The organism is Hydrogenophaga atypica (assembly GCF_042665215.1).
Lineage (GTDB): Bacteria > Pseudomonadota > Gammaproteobacteria > Burkholderiales > Burkholderiaceae_C > Hydrogenophaga > Hydrogenophaga defluvii_A.
This window is the reverse complement of sequence record NZ_JBHTCA010000014.1, coordinates 1-18319: the sequence shown is the minus strand read 5'-3', so window position 1 is coordinate 18319 and position 18319 is coordinate 1. Positions and strand designations below refer to the sequence as shown.

At 65.6% G+C, this 18319-nt stretch carries 11 protein-coding genes; 4 read left to right on the top strand and 7 right to left on the bottom strand.

Features of this window, described 5'->3' with window-relative positions; genetic code table 11:
* Window positions 1-248 precede the first annotated feature (248 nt).
* Window positions 249-2225 (top strand): peptidase U32 family protein, encoded by a 1977-nt coding sequence (locus ACFQPB_RS15735; protein WP_382225197.1) that lies wholly within the window; start codon window positions 249-251, stop codon window positions 2223-2225.
* A 6-nt stretch (window positions 2226-2231) separates the two neighbouring features.
* Here the strand turns inward: ACFQPB_RS15735 and ACFQPB_RS15730 are convergent, their stop codons facing one another.
* From ACFQPB_RS15730 to ACFQPB_RS15715, 4 genes are all read right to left on the bottom strand, one after another.
* A complete protein-coding gene (locus tag ACFQPB_RS15730; protein WP_382199423.1) occupies window positions 2232-3149 on the bottom strand; it encodes a DUF808 domain-containing protein in 918 nt (305 codons plus the stop codon).
* A gap of 19 nt (window positions 3150-3168) precedes the next feature.
* Window positions 3169-3588 carry a GtrA family protein gene (locus ACFQPB_RS15725; protein WP_382225195.1) on the bottom strand — a complete coding sequence of 140 codons (420 nt, stop codon included), beginning with the start codon at window positions 3586-3588 and terminating at the stop codon, window positions 3169-3171.
* Between the two features lie 101 nt (window positions 3589-3689).
* A complete protein-coding gene (gene purL / locus ACFQPB_RS15720) occupies window positions 3690-7697 on the bottom strand; it encodes a phosphoribosylformylglycinamidine synthase (RefSeq protein WP_382225192.1) in 4008 nt (1335 codons plus the stop codon).
* A gap of 139 nt (window positions 7698-7836) precedes the next feature.
* Window positions 7837-8280, bottom strand: a complete 444-nt coding sequence (locus ACFQPB_RS15715; protein WP_382225189.1) for a hypothetical protein — start codon at window positions 8278-8280, stop codon at window positions 7837-7839.
* Between the two features lie 229 nt (window positions 8281-8509).
* Here ACFQPB_RS15715 and map point away from each other — a divergent pair, with 229 nt between their 5' ends.
* The 3 genes from map (at window position 8510) to ACFQPB_RS15700 (ending at window position 13708) form a co-directional block, all read left to right on the top strand.
* The gene (map, locus tag ACFQPB_RS15710; protein ID WP_382199419.1) at window positions 8510-9331 is read left to right on the top strand and encodes a type I methionyl aminopeptidase; all 822 of its coding nucleotides are present in this window, start codon (window positions 8510-8512) and stop codon (window positions 9329-9331) included.
* 10 nt (window positions 9332-9341) lie between these two features.
* The gene (locus ACFQPB_RS15705) at window positions 9342-11996 is read left to right on the top strand and encodes a [protein-PII] uridylyltransferase (protein ID WP_382225186.1); all 2655 of its coding nucleotides are present in this window, start codon (window positions 9342-9344) and stop codon (window positions 11994-11996) included.
* A 146-nt stretch (window positions 11997-12142) separates the two neighbouring features.
* Window positions 12143-13708: a methyl-accepting chemotaxis protein gene (locus ACFQPB_RS15700; protein WP_382225183.1), complete on the top strand. Its 1566-nt coding sequence runs from the start codon at window positions 12143-12145 to the stop codon at window positions 13706-13708.
* Here the strand turns inward: ACFQPB_RS15700 and ACFQPB_RS15695 are convergent.
* The 3 genes from ACFQPB_RS15695 to ACFQPB_RS15685 form a co-directional block, all read right to left on the bottom strand.
* Entirely contained in the window at window positions 13677-16823 is a 3147-nt protein-coding gene (locus tag ACFQPB_RS15695) for an efflux RND transporter permease subunit (protein WP_382225180.1), read from the bottom strand. The two genes, ACFQPB_RS15700 and ACFQPB_RS15695, sit on opposite strands and share 32 nt — an antisense overlap.
* Window positions 16824-16832: 9 nt before the next feature.
* The gene (locus ACFQPB_RS15690; RefSeq protein WP_382225177.1) at window positions 16833-17945 is read right to left on the bottom strand and encodes an efflux RND transporter periplasmic adaptor subunit; all 1113 of its coding nucleotides are present in this window, start codon (window positions 17943-17945) and stop codon (window positions 16833-16835) included.
* Window positions 17942-18319 (bottom strand): TolC family protein (locus ACFQPB_RS15685; protein WP_382225175.1); only part of this gene is annotated, 378 nt, incomplete at its 5' end. The genes ACFQPB_RS15690 and ACFQPB_RS15685, both read right to left, overlap by 4 nt.

Here is an 18319-nt window from a genome sequence, read left to right as displayed (position 1 = left end):
AGACTGGGCGTCTGGCCTAGGAGAGCAACGACGGGTGGCGCTGTTTTCACCCCGTTCCCTTCGGGTTGCGGCCAAAAAAGCCATGCGCGGCGTTGCGAAGCCTTGCCGGGGGCATACCCCGGCGGCGTTGCGAAGCCTTGCCGGGGGCATACCCCGGCGGCGTTTCGCGCCTTGCGCATGGCTTTTTTGACTCGCAACGCATCTCGGAAAAGCAGTGTGAACAGGCCCAATCTTAAAAGTAGCGAATTATGTTGCCCCACCAGCTCGAACTGTTGTCCCCCGCGCGCACCGCCGACATCGGCATTGAAGCGATCCACCATGGCGCCGATGCCGTCTACATCGGCGGCCCGTCGTTTGGTGCGCGCACCAGCGCCGACAACTCGCTGGCCGACATCGCCCGCCTGGTCAAGGAAGCCCACCGCTTCCACAGCCGCATCTTCGTCACGGTCAACACCATCCTGCGCGACGACGAGCTGGAGCCCGCGCGTCAGCTCATCCACCAGCTCTACGACGCCGGCGTGGACGCCCTCATCGTGCAGGACATGGGCCTGCTGGAGCTGGACCTGCCGCCCATCCAGCTGCACGCCAGCACCCAGTGCGACATCCGCACGCCTGAAAAGGCCCGTTTTCTGCAAGACGCGGGCCTCACCCACCTGGTGCTGGCGCGCGAACTGACGCTGCAGCAGATCGCCGCCATCCGCGCCGCCACCGACGCCAATCGCACCATCATTGAATACTTCATCCACGGCGCCTTGTGTGTGGCCTACAGCGGCCAGTGTTTTATCAGCCACGCCCACACCGGGCGCAGTGCCAACCGGGGCGACTGCTCGCAGGCCTGTCGCCTGCCCTATGAGGTGAAGGACAGCCAGGGCCGCATCGTGGCGCACGACAAACACGTGCTGTCCATGAAGGACAACAACCAGAGCGACAACCTGCGCGCCCTGATCGATGCCGGGGTGCGCTGCTTCAAGATCGAGGGCCGCTACAAAGACCTCGCCTACGTCAAGAACATCACCGCGCACTACCGCAAGCTGTTCGACGAGATTCTGGAAGAGCGCCCCGAGTTGGCCCGCGCCAGCAGCGGCCACACCACCTTCAGCTTCACGCCCGACCCCGACCAGAACTTCAACCGCGAGTTCACCGACTACTTCACCAACGGCCGCAAGGACGACATCGGCGCCTTTGACACGCCCAAGAACCCGGGCCGATCGATTGGCTGGGTGACGCGCGTGGCGGCCGACCATGTGGAAATCGAGACCGAGAGCCCCGAGACCGTGCTGCACAACGGCGACGGCCTGTGCTACCTCGACCTGCAGAAAGAGCTGGTGGGCCTGCAAACCAACCGCTGCGAACCGGTGGTGGGCGCCATCGGTCGCTGGAAGGTGTTCCCCAAAGACCCGATGGCCGGTTTCAAGGACTTGCGCAAAGGCACCCAGGTCAACCGCAACCGCGACATGAACTGGGTGCGCACGCTGGAGAAAAAGTCGTCTGACCGGCGCATTGGCGTCTGGCCGCGCCTGAGCGAAACGGCAACGGGCCTGCAACTACAACTCACCGACGAAGACGGCCACAGCGCCAGCGCCACCTTGGCGCTTGAGTGGCAGGCGCCGAAAGACGCCGCTCAGGCCGAAGCGAAACTGCGCGAAAGCCTGGGCCGGCTGGGCGACACCGAATTCGAACCCATCGAAACCCAACTCGCTTTGCCCCGCCCCTGGTTTGTGCCCGCCTCGCAACTCAACGCGCTGCGGCGCGAAGCGGTGGCGGCGTTGCAGCAGGCCCGGCTCGACGCCCTGCCCCGCCTGGTGCGCTCACCCGCCGCCGAGCCGCCCACGCCCTACCCCGAAGACACGCTCAGCTACCTGGCGAACGTGTTCAACCAGAAGGCGCGCGACTTCTACGCCAAACACGGCGTCAAGGTGATCGCGGCGGCCTACGAAAGCCATGAGGAAGAAGGCGAAGTCAGCCTCATGATCACCAAACACTGCGTGCGCTTCAGTTTGAGCCTGTGCCCCAAACAGGCCAAGGGCGTCACCGGCGTGCAAGGCACGGTGCGCGCCGAGCCGCTGCAATTGATCAACGGCAAGGAAAAGCTCACCCTGCGTTTTGACTGCAAGCCGTGCGAAATGCACGTGGTGGGCAAGATCAAGCGTTCGGTGTTGAACGCCGCCGCCGAACGCCCGCTGACCTTCTACCGCACCCGGCCCTCGGCGACGCCGGTGCACTGAGCTGGATCAGGTGGCCGCAGGCTTGGCGCGAAGCGCCCCGAGCGCCTTGACGAGCAACACCGCCAGCGCGCCGGCCACGATCCCCACCACCGCGTCGAACAAGGTCGGGGCCATCCAGGCCAGGCCGGTTCCCACGGCCGCTGTGGCCGCCTCGCTGGCGTGGTGCAGAAACGGCAGGCCATGCGACAAGATGCCGCCACCGACCAAAAACATCGCAGCAGTGCCGGCCACCGACAGCGCCTTCATGAGCCAGGGCGCCACACGCAGAATGCCACGTCCCACAAGCTGCGCGGCGCTCGATGTGGACCGGCTCAGGTGCAGTCCCGCATCGTCGAGTTTGACGATGCCGGCCACCAGGCCGTAGACGCCCACGGTCATGATGATGGCAATGCCCACCAGCACCGCGACGCGCGTGCCAAAGGGGGCGTTGGCGACCGTGCCCAGGGTGATGGCAATGATCTCGGCCGAGAGGATGAAGTCGGTTCGCACCGCACCTTTGACCTTCTCGCGCTCGAAAGCGACCATGTCCACTTTCTCGTCGGCCAGCGCGGTCACCAGTTCGGCTTTGCGCTGGCTGTCGTCCTCAGCCCGGTGCAGGAACTTGTGCGCCAACTTTTCAAAGCCCTCAAAACACAGAAACGCGCCTCCCAGCATCAGCAGTGGCGTTACCAGCCAGGGCACAAATGCGCTGATCAACAGTGCCGCCGGCACCAGGATCGCCTTGTTCAACATGGAGCCCTTGGCCACCGCCCAGACCACCGGCAACTCGCGGTCCGCATTCACGCCAGTGACCTGTTGGGCATTGAGCGCCAGGTCATCGCCCAACACACCGGCCGTTTTTTTGGTGGCAACTTTGGTGAGGACCGCGACGTCGTCCAGTACGCTGGCGATGTCGTCAATGAGTGCGAGCAAGCTGCTGGCCATGGGAGCTTTCCTGAGAGGTTTAGCGCGGCGGCCGGAACACCCAGTACCGCGCGGACACAAAATTGAACACCATGCCCACCGCCGACCCCAAGGCCAGCGCCAGCACAGGATATGCCTGCACCAGCGGCCACCACTGGTAGGTGGCCACCGACACCGTGTAGTTGGCCACACCGCCACCGGCCATGGCCAGCAGATAGTGTGACCATTCGCGCCAAGTGGGCGGGACCGACATGCCCGCAGCAAACGTGAGCCGGCGGTTGAAAGCCCAGGTGAAGCTGGCCGCCGCCACAAACGAGAACCCGCGCGCCCACACAAACGGCAGGCCCAGCGCCATCAACGCATACAAAACGGCGGTGTCCACCCCAAGGCCCAGCACACCGGCCACGCCAAACCGCAACAACTGGGTGCGCAGCGGCCGTGGTGGTGGGGCCTCAAACACCAATGGCAGCCTCTGCCGTTGGCCAGTCCAGCGCAAACCAGGCGTCGCCCATGGGCGCGCCGTCGGGCAAGCGCTCGGGTTGTGCGCCCAGGTGGGTCATCTCACCCCACCCACTTGCGCGCGTTGCGCCAGATGCGCATCCACGGGCTGAGCTGTGATGGGTCGCCGTTGGTCCAGCCCATCTGGATGTTGCGGAACACCCGCTCGGGGTGGGGCATCATGGCGGTGAAGCGTCCGTCCGGCGTGGTGACCGCCGTCAGACCCGACGGGCTGCCGTTGGGGTTGAACGGGTACTGTTCGGTGGCGGCGCCTGTGTTGTCCACAAAACGCATGGCGGCAACGGCCTGTGCCGGGTTACCTCGGTGCTTGAAGTTGGCAAAACCTTCCCCGTGCGCCACCGCGATGGGCAACCGGCTACCGGCCATGCCTTGCAGGAACAGGCTGGGCGAGGCCAGCACTTCGACCATCGACAGCCGCGCCTCGAAGCGCTCGCTCTGGTTGGTGGTGAAGCGCGGCCAGGCCTCGGCGCCGGGGATGATGTCGGCCAGTTCGGCAAACATCTGGCAGCCGTTGCACACGCCCAGACCAAAGGTGTCGGCGCGGCCAAAGAAGGCCTGGAACTGCTCGGACAACACCGGGTTGAACGTGATGGAGCGGGCCCAGCCGATGCCGGCACCCAGCGTGTCACCGTAGCTGAAACCACCGCAGGCCACCACGCCCTTGAAGTCGGCCAGCTGGGCGCGGCCCGACTGCAGGTCGGTCATGTGCACGTCGTAAGCCTCGAAACCGGCCTGGGTGAAGGCGTAAGCCATCTCCACGTGCGAGTTCACGCCCTGCTCGCGCAGGATGGCGACCTTCGGCTTGCTCAAGCCAAGGTACGGGGCAGCCACGTTGTCGGTCGGATCGAACGTCAGGGCCACGTGCAGGCCCGGATCGGCCGGCTGGCCGGCCGCCGCGTGTTCGCTGTCGGCGCAGGCGGGGTTGTCGCGCTGCTGGGTGATCTTCCAGCTCACGCTGTCCCAGACCTGTTGCAGATCGGACAGGCTGGCGCTGAACACGGCCTTGGTGTCGCGCCAGACCTGCAGTTGGCCCTTGCCCACATCGATGGACGACGACGCCGGGCGGGTTTTGCCGATGAAGTGGCTGTGTTTGCTCAGGCCGTGCTCGCGCAGGGTCTGCATGACGGCGTTGCGCTCGGCGGTGCGCACCTGCAGCACCACGCCCAGTTCTTCGTTGAACAAGGCCTTGAGGGTGAGTTCCTCGCGCCGGGCGCTGACCTGCTGCGCCCAGTTTTTTGCGTCACCACTGTCCATGCGGCTGTCGGAAATGCCATCGCCTTCGGTGACCAGCATGTCCACGTTCAGCGACACGCCCACCTGGCCGGCAAAGGCCATCTCGGCCACGGCGGCCAGCAGGCCTCCGTCGGAGCGGTCGTGGTAGGCCAGGATCTGGCCCTGGGCGCGCAGGGCGTTGACGGCGTTGACCAGGTTGATCAGATCCTGCGGGCTGTCCAGATCGGGCACTTCGTTGCCCGGCTGGTCCAGTGTCAGGCCCAGCACGCTGCCGCCCATGCGGTTTCGGCCCTTGCCCAAGTCCACCAGCACCAGCGTGGTGTCGTCAGTGTCGCGGTTGAGCTGTGGCGTGAGCGTGCCACGCACGTCGGCCAGGGTGGCAAAGGCGGTGACGATGAGGCTCACCGGCGAGGTGACCTTCTTCTTTTCACCGTCGGCCGTCCATTGCGTGCGCATGGACAGGCTGTCCTTGCCCACGGGCACCGACACATTCAACGCCGGGCACAGCTCCATGCCGATGGCCTTGACGGTCGCGTACAGGTCGGCGTCTTCACCGGGCTCGCCGCAGGCGGCCATCCAGTTGGCGCTGAGCTTGACGCGCGGCAATTCGATGGGCGCGGCCAACAGGTTGGTGATGGCTTCGGCCACGGCCATGCGGCCCGACGCGGCGGCGTCGATGGCGGCCAGCGGGGTGCGTTCGCCCATGCTCATGGCCTCACCCGCGAAGCCAACGTAGTCGGCCAGGGTCACGGCGCAATCGGCCACCGGCACCTGCCAGGGGCCGACCATCTGATCGCGGTGGGTCAGGCCACCCACAGTGCGGTCGCCGATGGTGACGAGGAAACGCTTGGAGGCCACGGTGGGGTGGCTCAGCACGTCGATGACGGCCTTTTCCAGCGACACGCCCGTCAGGTCCATGGGCTGGAACTGGCGCAACACGGTGGTGACATCGCGGTGCATCTTGGGTGGTTTGCCCAAGAGAACATCCATGGGCATATCGACGGGCGATTCGTGGCCCTCGTCCACCAGCGACAGGTGCCGTTCCTCGGTGGCCACGCCAACGACCGAGAAGGGGCAGCGTTCACGCTCGCAGAAGGCCTTGAACTGCTCCAGCGACTCGGGCGCGATGGCCAGCACGTAGCGTTCTTGGCTCTCGTTGCACCAGATTTCCTTGGGTGCCAGGCCACTCTCTTCCAGCGGCACGGCGCGCAGGTCGAAGCGGGCGCCACGGCCGGCGTCGTTCACCAGCTCGGGGAAGGCGTTGGACAGGCCGCCCGCACCCACGTCGTGGATGAAAAGCACCGGGTTCTTCTCGCCCTGCGCCCAGCAGTGGTTGATGACCTCCTGCGCGCGGCGCTCGATCTCGGGGTTGCCGCGCTGCACGGAGTCGAAGTCCAGCGACGCGGCGTTGGTGCCGGTGGCCATGGAGCTGGCGGCGCCGCCGCCCATGCCGATCTTCATTCCCGGGCCGCCGAGCTGGATCAGCAGCGTGCCGGCGGGGAAATCGATCTTCTTGGTTTGCGTGGCATCGATCTGGCCCAGGCCGCCCGCGATCATGATGGGCTTGTGGTAGCCGCGCGTCACGCCGCCCACGTCCTGTTCGTATTCGCGGAAATAGCCCAGCAGGTTGGGCCGGCCAAATTCGTTGTTGAAGGCCGCACCACCCAGCGGGCCCTCGGTCATGATCTGCAGCGGGCTGGCAATGTGTTCCGGCTTGCCGCCGGCTTGGTCGCTCATGCCCCCCCACAGTTTGGACACGGTGAAGCCGGTCAGGCCAGCCTTCGGCTTGGAGCCGCGGCCGGTGGCACCCTCGTCGCGGATTTCGCCGCCCGCGCCGGTGGAAGCGCCGGGGAAAGGCGAGATCGCGGTCGGATGGTTGTGCGTTTCCACCTTCATCAGGATGTGGTGGGTGGCGGCCTCCGCCTGATAGGCAGGCGAAGCGTTGCCGCCGGCCTTGGCCACGAAGCGTTCCAACTGGTGGCCTTCCATGATGGAAGCGTTGTCCGAGTACGCCACGATGGTGTGCTGCGGGCTGGTCTGGTGGGTGTGTCGGATCATGCCGAACAGGCTTTTGTCCTGTGCCACACCGTCGATGGTGAACTGCGCGTTGAAAATTTTGTGGCGGCAGTGTTCGCTGTTGGCCTGCGCAAACATCATCAGCTCGACGTCGGTCGGGTTGCGCTTCAAGCCGTTGAAGGCGTTCACCAGGTAGTCGATCTCATCGTCGGCCAGCGCCAAACCCCAGTCGGTGTTGGCCTTCTCGAGCGCCGCGCGACCGCCAGCCAGGACGTCCACGTGCTCCATCGGGGCAGGGTGCAGTTCCGTGAACAGGGCTTCAGCCTGGCTGCGTTCGGTGCTCACGGCCTCGGTCATGCGGTCGTGCAGCAGGTCGGCCACCGCCCGCAGTTGATCGTCCGACAGTGCCGCTTTGCCCAGCAGCCCGCTCTTGAGGCCAAGCCGGAACTCGACCAGGCGTTCAACGCGGTGCAGCGCGAGGCCACAGTTGTGCGCAATGTCGGTGGCTTTGGAGGCCCACGGTGACACCGTGCCCAAACGTGGCATCACCACAAGTGCCGGTGCGCTGGCCTTCTCCAGCGCCAGGTGTGCAGCACTTGCCGGCTCGCCGTAGGTCAACAGCTGCGTCAGGCGATCCTCGGTGGCGGTGTCGGGCGCGGTATCGAAGGACGCCAAGTGCACAAAACGCGCACTCAGGCCGGTGATCTTGTCGGACACCGCTTGCAGGCGCGGCAGGAGTTGTTGGACTTTGAAGTCGCTGACGGCATTGCCGCCGTCAAAAAAGCGCAGGTGCAGGGTCACAGTGGGTGGCCTTGGGGGCTGAGGGGCGCGGGGTGCACCCGTGGATGGGTGGAAACCCGCAATTTTACCTGCGCGATCCGCCGCCGCCGCCGTGTTGGGCCTGGGCAAGGAGGTCTGCCCTGGCCCGTCAAGGCAAGGCTCAGTAGGTCTGGCTTTTGCTCAATGCGTGCGCCAGCTGGGCCATCGCCTGGGTGGGCACATAGCCTGCGTAATTGGCGTTTTGTGCGCAGTGGTTGTTGTCGCTGCTGTACCTGCGCTTTTTGCCTGCTTCCGTGATTTCCAGCACGTAGACGGGGCTGCTTTCGTTGCAGTGCAGGTTGCCGTGGTTGGGCGCCAGGCCATGGATCATGGCCTTGACGTCGTCACCGGCCACCGACATGTCGGTCTGGTAGGCCACCTTGCGGCGGTTGAAGTTGGCGTTCAGGTCGTCATAGACCACCAACCGCACGTCGGCATGGAACCCGTTCCACAACGACGCCAGTCGCTCAGACTCGTTGGCGGCGACCTGCGAGCTGCAAGCCACCAACTGCTGCCCCAACACCACCGCTGCGGCCAACACCACGATTGAACGGACCTTGAACATGTTTCTTCTCCCTGTGTGGACGCTTGTTGTGGTGCCTGCCGTATGGACAGACCCTGCGTCTCATGGGGAAGAATTACACCATCGAAGGGCGATAAAAGTTAAATAAATAAGTCAACATTTTGTCAAACGAGTCAATTGCCCTGCCCTCGAATCCCATCGCAGCGGGCGGGGCGTGGGCATCTGGCCGCCGCCAGGCAGCCGGCAATGTCAACTGCGATAATTGCCGCCCATGAACATCACTTACAAGGACGCGGCCGGTGTGGCCGGCATGCGCTTGGCCGGCCGACTGGCCGCCGAGGTGCTGGACCACCTGACGCCGCTCATCGTGCCCGGCATCACGACCAAGGAGATCGACCGCCTGGCGGCCGAGGTCATGAAACAGCAGGGTTCGGTGTCGGCGACCATCGGCTACCAGCCGGGTGGTTACCCTCCCTACCCCGCCCACCTGTGCACGTCGGTCAACCACGTGGTCTGCCACGGCATCCCCAACGACAAGCCGCTGAAAAAGGGCGACATCGTCAACGTCGACGTGACCGTCATCAAGGACGGCTGGTACGGCGACACCAGCCGCATGTTTCTGGTGGGAGAGTGCTCCATAGCGGCCAAGCGTTTGTGCCAGATGACGTTTGACGCCATGTGGAAAGGCATTGACATGGTGCGCCCCGGCATCCGTTTGGGCGACATCGGCCACGCCATCCAGACCTTTGCCGAAGGCAACGGTTTTTCCGTGGTGCGGGAGTTCTGTGGCCACGGCATCGGCCAGAACTTTCACGAAGACCCGCAGGTGCTGCATTACGGCCGCCCCGGCACGGGTGTGGAGCTGGTGCCGGGCATGACCTTCACCATCGAACCCATGATCAACCTGGGCCGGCGTGAAGTGAAGGAACTGGGCAACGACGGCTGGACCATCATCACCAAAGACCGCTCTTTGTCTGCCCAATGGGAACACACCGTGCTGGTGACAGACAGTGGCTACGAGGTCATGACCTTGTCGGCAGGCTGCCCCGCGCCACCCGCCTTCGTGGTCAACGGCCCCAAAACACTGGCCTGACAGCGCCCCCATGTCCGAGGTGGTCACCGACACCGATTTCGCGGCCCTGCGCCAGAGCTACAAGCAGGACAAGGCCGCCCTGTTCGAGCGGCTGGCCCACAGCGGCAGCAGCACACGTGGTGTGCACACGGCCTTGCATGCACTCGCACGCCTGACCGACGAGTCCTTGGCCCGCCTCTGGGCGCGGGCCGGCTTTGGCCCCGACTTCTGCCTGGTGGCCGTGGGAGGCTATGGACGCTGTGAACTGTTTCCCTACTCCGATGTGGATGTGCTGCTGCTGTTGCCAGACAGCGCCAGTCCTGAGACCGACGCCACACTGAAAACGCGCATCGAAGCGTTCATCGGCAGTTGCTGGGATTTGGGTCTGGACATCGGTTCCAGCGTGCGCTCTGTGGCCGACTGCGTGGCCGAAGCCAGCAAAGACGTCACGGTGTTGACCTCCCTGCTGGAATGCCGGCTCATCGTGGGCCAGCGGGTGCGTTTTGCCGCTTTGTCCCAAGCCCTGGCCGAGTCCATGGACCCCAAGGCCTTTTTTGTGGCGAAACAGCTGGAAATGCGCCAGCGCCACCAGAAGTTCGAGAACACGCCCTACGCGCTGGAACCCAATTGCAAAGAGTCGCCCGGCGGCCTGCGCGACCTGCAAATCATCCTGTGGGTGGCGAAGGCGGCCGGCCTGGGCCGCAGCTGGGACGAACTGGCCCGCAAGGGCCTGGCCACACCGCTGGAGGCGCGCCAGATCAAGGCCAATGAAGCCTTGCTGAGCCTCATCCGAGCGCGCCTGCACCTCATTGCCCACCGGCGAGAAGACCGGCTGGTGTTCGACCTGCAGACGGCGGTGGCCGACTCGTTTGGCCTCAAGCCGCAGGCTCCGGCCGAAGGCAGCGCCAGCGCGCGGGGTGCACGCCGCGCCAGCGAGGCCTTGATGCGGCGTTACTACTGGGCCGCCAAAGCGGTCAGCCAGCTCAACCAGATCCTGTTGCTCAACATCGAGGAACGGCTGTCCAGCGACGAGGCGCGGCCGACCGCGTTGCGCCCCATCAACGAGCGCTTTTTTGACCGTGGCGGCATGCTGGAGGTGGCCAGCGACCACCTGTATGTGCAGCAACCGCACGCCATTCTGGAAACCTTTTTGCTCTACCAGACCACGGTGGGCATCAAGGGTCTGTCGGCCCGCACCCTGCGCGCGCTCTACAACGCCCGGCCGGTGATGAACGCGAAGTTTCGCACCGACCCGGTCAACCGCGCCACCTTCCGCCGCATCCTGATGGAACCCGAGGGCATCACCCACGCCATGCGGCTGATGAACCAGACCTCGGTGCTGGGCCGCTACCTCTGGGTGTTCCGCCACATCGTGGGCCAGATGCAGCACGACCTGTTCCACGTCTACACCGTGGACCAGCACATCCTGATGGTGTTGCGCAACGTGCGCCGCTTCTTCATCGCCGAACACTCGCACGAGTACCCGTTTTGCTCGCAGCTGGCCGCCGGCTGGGACAAGCCCTGGATTCTGTACATCGCCGCCCTGTTCCACGACATCGCCAAAGGCCGTGGCGGCGATCACTCCGACCTCGGCGCCAAGGACGTGCGCGTGTTCTGCCGCCAGCACGACATCGCCAAGGAGGACGCCGAGTTGGTGGCGTTTTTGGTGCAGGAGCACCTGAGCATGAGCCAGATCGCCCAAAAGGCCGATCTCAGCGACCCCGAGGTGATCGCCGCGTTCGCGCAGCGCGTGGGCAACGAGCGGCGCCTGACCGCGCTCTACCTGCTGACCGTCGCCGACATCCGTGGCACCTCCCCCAAGGTCTGGAACGCCTGGAAGGCGCGCCTGCTGGAGGACCTGTACCGCTACACCCTGCGTGCCCTGGGCGGGCGCGCACCGGACCCCGATGCGGTGATCGAAGCCCGCAAACGCGATGCCCTGACCCTGCTGGCGCTGCACGCCCTGCCCCACATGGCCCACAAGGCCTTGTGGGAGCAGCTCGATGTGAGCTACTTCATGCGCCACGACGCCAGCGACATCGCCTGGCACACGCGCCAGGTGTCGCGCGAGCTCTCGCGCCAGCCCGACCAGCCCTTCACCGGCACCGTGGTGCGGGCGCGCATCTCCCCGGATGGCGAAGGTTTGCAGGTGCTGGTCTACGCGCAAGACCAGAACGACCTGTTTGTCCGCATCTGCGGTTACTTTGATCAGGCCGGTTTCAGCATCCTGGACGCCAAGGTGCACACCACCCGCGACGGCCACGCGCTCGACACCTTTCAGGTGGTCGCGCCCACCCTGTCCGACCACTACCGCGAACTCATCAGCATGGTGGAATCGGGCCTGACCCAGGCCATCGAGGCGCGGGGTGAGCTGCCTGCGCCCAGCCGCGGCCGTCTGTCGCGCCGGGTCAAAAGTTTCCCGGTCATTCCCCGCGTGGACCTGCGCCCCGACGAAAAAGCGCAGCGTTGGCTGCTCAGCGTGTCGGCCAGCGACCGCACCGGCCTGCTCTACTCCATCGCCCGCGTGCTGGCACGCCACGGCATCAGCCTCCAACTGGCCAAAATCACCACCTTGGGCGAACGGGTGGAAGACACCTTCCTCATCAGTGGACTGCACCTGCAGCACAACCGCACGCAGATCGAAATCGAAACCGAGCTGCTGGACGTGCTCAAAAGCCCGGCCTGAGCCCACCGCCACCGCCGCACGCTGACACCGGTTGATGCAAGTCAACCCGGCGCGTTCTGGTGCCCCCTGGCGGCGCAGAAAGTGTCAAATCGAGAAACATAATTCCGGCGTTGTAACTCCTGGGGGTACTTCTCTGCCCCGTGAACATGTTGGATCGATTCAAACTGACGCACCGCGTGTGGGCCGGCGTGGTGGTGTATTGGGCGGTGTTTCTGGCCGCCATCGTGGTGGGTTTGTGGGGCATGATGAGCGCCCGCGATGCGCTGGTGCATGTCCACCAGCAGCGCATGGTGCCCGCCGGCCAGGTGGGCGACATGATCCAGCGTTTTTACGACAGCCGCCTCAACGTGTTGTTGTCCTTCCAGCACGATCCGCACGGCCCGCTGGCCACCCTGCACGATCACCCCTTGAACATGCATCTGGAGGCCATAGGCAAAAACGCCGCGGCCAACGACGTGGCGTGGAAAGCCATCAGCGAGCGCCCCATGGACGCGGCCGAATCGGCCCTGGTGGCCGAAGCGTCCGACCGGCAACAGGCGTGGCGCGCCAAGATACAGGCCACGGTGCAGCAGTTGCGCAACGACCAGTACACACCCGACGTGATGCAGGCCTTTCTGGTGGCCGGCCGCACGGAGGGCCAGGCCTTGCTCAACGCCTACGCCGCGCTGCGCGAACACCAGCTCGCCCGGGCTGACGAAGAAGCCACGGCGGCCGAACGCCGCTACCGCCTCAGCAAGCTGGTGTTTGCCGCCATCGTGCTGCTGGGCGCCGTGCCCATGACCTTGCTGATGCTGACCACGCTGAGCCGCATGACACTGGGTTTCCGCGAGGCCGACGAGACCGCCACCGCGATCGCAGCCGGCAACCTGACCCGCCACATCTCGCCCAATGGCGCGGACGAAATCACGCACCTGCTGACACAAATGGCCTTGATGCAGAACAACCTGCGTCAGTTGATCTCTCAAGTCATCTCGGGCGCCGACTCGATTGCCAGCGCCTCCAGCCAGGTGGCAGCAGGCACGCTGGACCTCTCACAGCGGACCGAGCAGCAAGCCAGCTCCCTGGAAGAAACCGCCTCTGCCACAGAGGAACTCAACAGCACGGTGAGCCAGAACGCGGACCACGCACGCACCGCCAACGACATGGCCGAAGCGGCCTCGGCAGTGGCGGCGCGCGGTGGTGCGGTGGTGGCCCAGGTGGTGGACACCATGAACGAGATCAACACCTCGTCGCACAAGATCGTGGACATCATTGGCGTCATCGACGGCATCGCCTTCCAGACCAACATCCTGGCGTTGAACGCGGCGGTGGAAGCGGCGCGTGCCGGTGAGCAAGGCCGGGGCTTCGCGGTGGTGGCATCTGAAGTGCGCTCGCTGGCCCAGCGCTCGTCGGCTGCGGCGCGCGAAATCAAGGCGCTCATCGATACCTCGGTGCGCAACGTCACCAGCGGCACCGAACAGGTGGATCAGGCCGGCCAGACCATGCGCGAAATTGTGGACAGCATCCAGCGTGTGACGGTGCTGATGCGCGAGATCGCCTCGTCCAGCCGTGAACAGTCCGAAGGCATTTCGCAGATCAACAGCGCGGTGGCCTTGATGGACGGCGTGACTCAGCAGAATGCCGCTTTGGTGGAGGAAGCCAGCGCCGCCTCGTCGGCGCTGCAAGACCAGGCGCGTCAGCTCACGGAGCGGGTGTCGGCCTTCCGCCTCTGACCCCGCCGAACAGGCGGGCAAAAAACAGTGCCACGTCGTCCACCAAGGTGAACACCGCTGGGATGACCAGCAGGCTCAAAAAGGTGGAGGTGATCAGCCCACCGATGACCGCGATGGCCATGGGCGAGCGAAAACTGGCATCGGCCGCGCCCCAGCCCACGGCAATGGGCAACATGCCCGCGCCCATGGCGATGGTGGTCATCACAATGGGCCGGGCGCGTTTGTGGCAGGCGTCCAGAATGGCATCAAGCCGGCTCATGCCGTGAAGGCGCCGTGCCTCGATGGCGTATTCCACCAGCAGGATGGAATTTTTGGTGGCCACACCCATGAGCATGATCAGCCCAATCAACGACGGCATGGAGAAGCTCTTGTTGGTCAGCAACAGCGCCACAAAGGCCCCGCCCAGCGACAGCGGCAAGGCCGCGAGGATGGTGAAGGGGTGCAAAAAGGCCTTGAACAGCAGCACCAGCACGATGTAGATGCACAACACGCCGGTCAACATGGCCAGGCCGAAGCTGGCAAACAGCTCGCCCTGCACCTCGGCGTCGCCAATTTCAATGACCTGTACGCCCGCAGGCAGGTTGTTCACGCTGGGCAGTTTCTCCACCGCGGTTTTCATGTCGCCCAGCGCGATGCCGGCCAGCTCCACCTCGAAATTGATGTTGCGCGAGCGATCGTACCGGTCGATCACGGCCGGCCCGCCGCCGAAGCTCAGGGAGGCCACCTGCTCCAGCATCACGGGGCCTCGTGAGCCGGGCACGGTGAGCCGGCCCAGGGTGGACAGGTCGTGGCGCGCCGCCTCGTCCAGCTTGACCACAATGGGGATCTGGCGCTGTGAAAGGTTGAGCTTGGGCAAGGCACTGTCGTAGTCGCCCACGGTGGCGATGCGCAGGGTTTCAGCGATGGCGCTGCTGGTCACGCCCAGGTCGGCGGCGCGCGCCAGGTCGGGCGTCACGACGATTTCGGTGCGCACCAGCGCGGCGGTGGATTGCACACTGCCCACACCAGGGATGGTGCGCAAGTCGCGCTCGATGCCACGCGCGGCATCGAACATGGCGGTGGCGTCGTTGCCGGTGAGCGTCAGGATGTACTTCTCACCCGAACCGCCCAGACCCACCTTGCTGCGCACGCCCGGCAGCTCGGCCATGGCCGCGCGGATCTGGTTCTCGATCACCTGTTTGCGCGGGCGCTGGCCACGCGGGTCCAGCTGAATGGTCAGTGCCGCCTTGCGCGATTCCGCCGTGCCCTGCGGCGCAAACGGATCGGTGCCCGCCGAACCCGAGCCGATGGTGGTGTAAACCGACTTGACGTGGGGCACGGCCGCCACCAGCAGGCGCGCGCGCTCTGAGGTGGCCACGGTTTGCGCCAGGGTGGCGCCGGGCGCCAGCTCCAGGTACACCTGCGTCTGCGAGTTGTCGTCGGCCGGGATGAAGCCCTGCGGCAGCAGCGGGATCAGCATGAGCGAACCGACAAAAAACAGCCCGGCACCGATCATGGTGATCCAGCGGTGGCGTATGCACCAGGCGGCCCAGGTTTGGTAGCGGTCCAGCCAGGCGGGCTCCTTCTGGTTGTGCAGCCAGTTCCAGGCCCAGCCCAGCAGGCGGTGGCGCTGGGCCCAGCCCGGGCGTTGTGTGGCGTCCAGCACGGGTTTCATCAGGTAGGCCGCCATCATGGGCGTGAGCGCGCGCGCCACCACCAGCGAGGCGAAAACGGCAAACGAGGCCGTCCAGCCAAACTGCTTGAAGAACTTGCCGGGAATGCCCGACATGAAGGCGGTGGGCAGAAACACCGCGATCAGCGTGAAGGTGGTGGCGATCACCGCCAAGCCAATTTCGTCGGCCGCTTCCATCGCCGCCTGGTAGGGTGTCTTGCCCATGCGCATGTGGCGCACGATGTTTTCGACTTCGACAATCGCGTCGTCCACCAGGATGCCGATCACCAGCGACAGCGCCAGCAGCGTCACCACGTTGATGGTGAAGCCCATGTAGTGCATGCCGATAAAGGCCGGAATGGCCGACAGCGGCAGCGCCACCGCCGAGACGATGGTGGCCCGCAGATCACGCAGGAACAGCCACACCACCAGCACCGCCAGCAGCGCACCTTCGTACAGCAAGGTCATCGAGGCGTTGAATTCTTCCTCCACCGGCGTCACGAAGTCGAAGGACTCGGTGATGCGCAGATCGGGCCGGGCTTCGCGCAACTCGGCCAGCTTCTGGCGCACACCGCGCCCCACCTCCACCTCGCTGGCGCCCCGGCTGCGCGCCACCTCGAAGCCCACCACCGGTTTGCCATCCAGGAAAGCGGCGGCGGTCGGGTCGGCAATGGTGTCTTGCACCTTGGCGATCTGGTCCAACCGCACGCTGCGGCCGTCCGACAGGGCAATCTGCATGCCGGCCAGTTCCTGCGCCGTGCCCAGGGCCGACAAGGTGCGCAGCGGTTGTTGGCTGCCGCCCAGCTCGGCCTTGCCACCCGCGCTTTCGATCTGCACCCGGGCCAGTTGGCGCGACACATCGGCCGCCGTGGCCCCGAGCGACTGCAGCTTGAGCGGATCAAGCTGCACCTGCACCTCGCGCGTCACACCGCCGACGCGGTTGATCGCCCCCACACCCCGCACCGACAAGAGCAGCTTGGACACCTCGTTGTCCACAAACCACGAGATGGCCTCGTCGTCCATGCGGTCCGACGCCACGGTGTAGGCGAGCACCGCGCCCCCGGCCAGTTCCAGCTTGTTGATGATGGGGTCGCGCAGGTCGCCGGGCAGGTCGCCCCGCACCTTGGACACCGCCGAGCGCACATCGTCAAGTGCCTCCTGGGTGCTTTTTTCGATGCGGAATTCGGCCGTGATGGTCACCGCGCCGTCCTGCACCTTGGTGTAGATGTGTTTCAAACCCTGCAGCGACGCCAGGCTGTTCTCGATCTTGCGAGCGACGTCGTTCTCGAGCTGGTTGGGCGCGGCACCGGGCAGGTTGGCCACGATGGTGATGTTGGGCACGTCCAGGTCAGGAAAGTTTTGCACCTTCATGGCCTGGAACGAGAACAGGCCCGCCAGCGTCAGCATGACGAACAACATGGCCGCAGGGATGGGGTTGCGGATGGACCACGCAGAAACGTTCATGGCCAACCCTTACCGAACCACTTTGACCAGGTCGCCTTCGTTGAGAAAGCCGGCGCCCTGTACCGCCACCCGCTCGTCGGCCTTGAGCCCTTGCAACACCTCCACCACGTCGGTCACCCGGCGGCCGGTCTGCACCTTGCGCGGCGTCACCTTGTTCTGGGCATCCACCACAAACACGTAGCTGTGGCCATCGCGCAGCACCACGGCCGGCGCGGGCACCGTGAGCGCCTGGCTGGCGGGCAGCACAAAGCGGCCACGCGCAAAGGTGTTGGCTTTGAGTGCCTCATGGCGCGGCAGGTCCACGTACACCAGAATGTTGCGCGTCTGCGGATCGGCCGTCGGCGCAATGGCACGCACGGTGCCGGCCAGCGTCTGGCCCCCTGCCAGCGTGACCTCGGCCTTCACCCCACGCCGGATGAGCGCGATCTCGGTGGGCGTGACCTCGGCACGCCACTCCATGCGGCCCTGGCGCAGCAGCCGGAACAGCTCCTGCCCCGCGCCCACCACCGCCCCCACCGTGGCGGCGCGGGCAGACACCACCCCGTCGTCAGGGGCCAGCACACGGGTGTGGGCCACCCGCAGCCGCACCGCCGCCAGTTGCGCTTGTGCGGCCTCCCATTGGGCATGTGTCACACGTTCGGTCGTGAGGTACTGGGCCATTTGAGAGGCCGACAGGGCACCGCTGTCCTGAATGGAGCGCGCGCGGTCGGCCTCGGCTTTGGCGCTTTCATGGGCAGCCTGTGCCTGCATCACCGCCGCCTGGGCCTGCAACTGCTCGGCCTGGGCCGTTTCAGCGGCAAAGCGGGCCAGCTCCTGCCCGCGTTTGACCACGTCACCCACGTTGACATGCACGGCGGTCAGCCGCAAGCCGTTGACTTCGGCACCCACGATGGCCTCTTGCCAGGCGGCCACATTGCCATTGGCCTGCAAGCCATTGGGCAAGCTGGCCGGCAGGGGTTGCGCCACGCTCACGGTCAGTGCGGGTTTGGGGCCGGGGCCTGCGGCGGGCTGCGCATCGGCGGCCGGGCTGCGCACCGCCGCCACGGCCAAGGTCAGCGCCAGCAGCACAGCACTGAAGGGCCAGCCAGGCTGGCGAAAGCTTGAACGGGCAAAAAACATCATGAAGCGTCCCGGGCAATCGGTTGTTGGGCCTTGTCGCTGGCGGAGCTGGGCTCGAAACCGCCCCCCAGCGCCACATAAAGCCGCACCCAGGCGGCGAGCTGTTCCTGCCGCAGCACCAAAGCGGCGTTGTCGGCGGCCAGCAGCCAGCGCCGGGCGTCTTCGAGTTCGTTCAAGCTGGCCAAGCCGGCCTGGTAGCGCGAGGTCGTGCCGTCCAGCGAGCGCCGGTAGCCCTCCACCGCCAGCGCGGCGGACCCGACACGCTCACGCACGGCGGCCAACGACACCAAGGACTGCTCGACCTCAGACACGGCCTGGCGCACCACGGCTTGATACGCGACCGCTGCTGCGTCGAGCTGGGCCTGCGCAGCGTCCAC

Bases quoted from the DNA above. Each gene is read 5' to 3' on its own strand.
- ACFQPB_RS15735 (WP_382225197.1), top strand. From the start codon at position 249: ATGTTGCCCCACCAGCTCGAACTGTTGTCCCCCGCGCGCACCGCCGAC.
- ACFQPB_RS15730 (WP_382199423.1), bottom strand. From the start codon at position 3,149: ATGGCCAGCAGCTTGCTCGCACTCATTGACGACATCGCCAGCGTACTG.
- ACFQPB_RS15715 (WP_382225189.1), bottom strand. From the start codon at position 8,280: ATGTTCAAGGTCCGTTCAATCGTGGTGTTGGCCGCAGCGGTGGTGTTG.
- map (WP_382199419.1), top strand. From the start codon at position 8,510: ATGAACATCACTTACAAGGACGCGGCCGGTGTGGCCGGCATGCGCTTG.
- ACFQPB_RS15705 (WP_382225186.1), top strand. From the start codon at position 9,342: ATGTCCGAGGTGGTCACCGACACCGATTTCGCGGCCCTGCGCCAGAGC.
- ACFQPB_RS15700 (WP_382225183.1), top strand. From the start codon at position 12,143: ATGTTGGATCGATTCAAACTGACGCACCGCGTGTGGGCCGGCGTGGTG.
- ACFQPB_RS15695 (WP_382225180.1), bottom strand. From the start codon at position 16,823: ATGAACGTTTCTGCGTGGTCCATCCGCAACCCCATCCCTGCGGCCATG.
- ACFQPB_RS15690 (WP_382225177.1), bottom strand. From the start codon at position 17,945: ATGATGTTTTTTGCCCGTTCAAGCTTTCGCCAGCCTGGCTGGCCCTTC.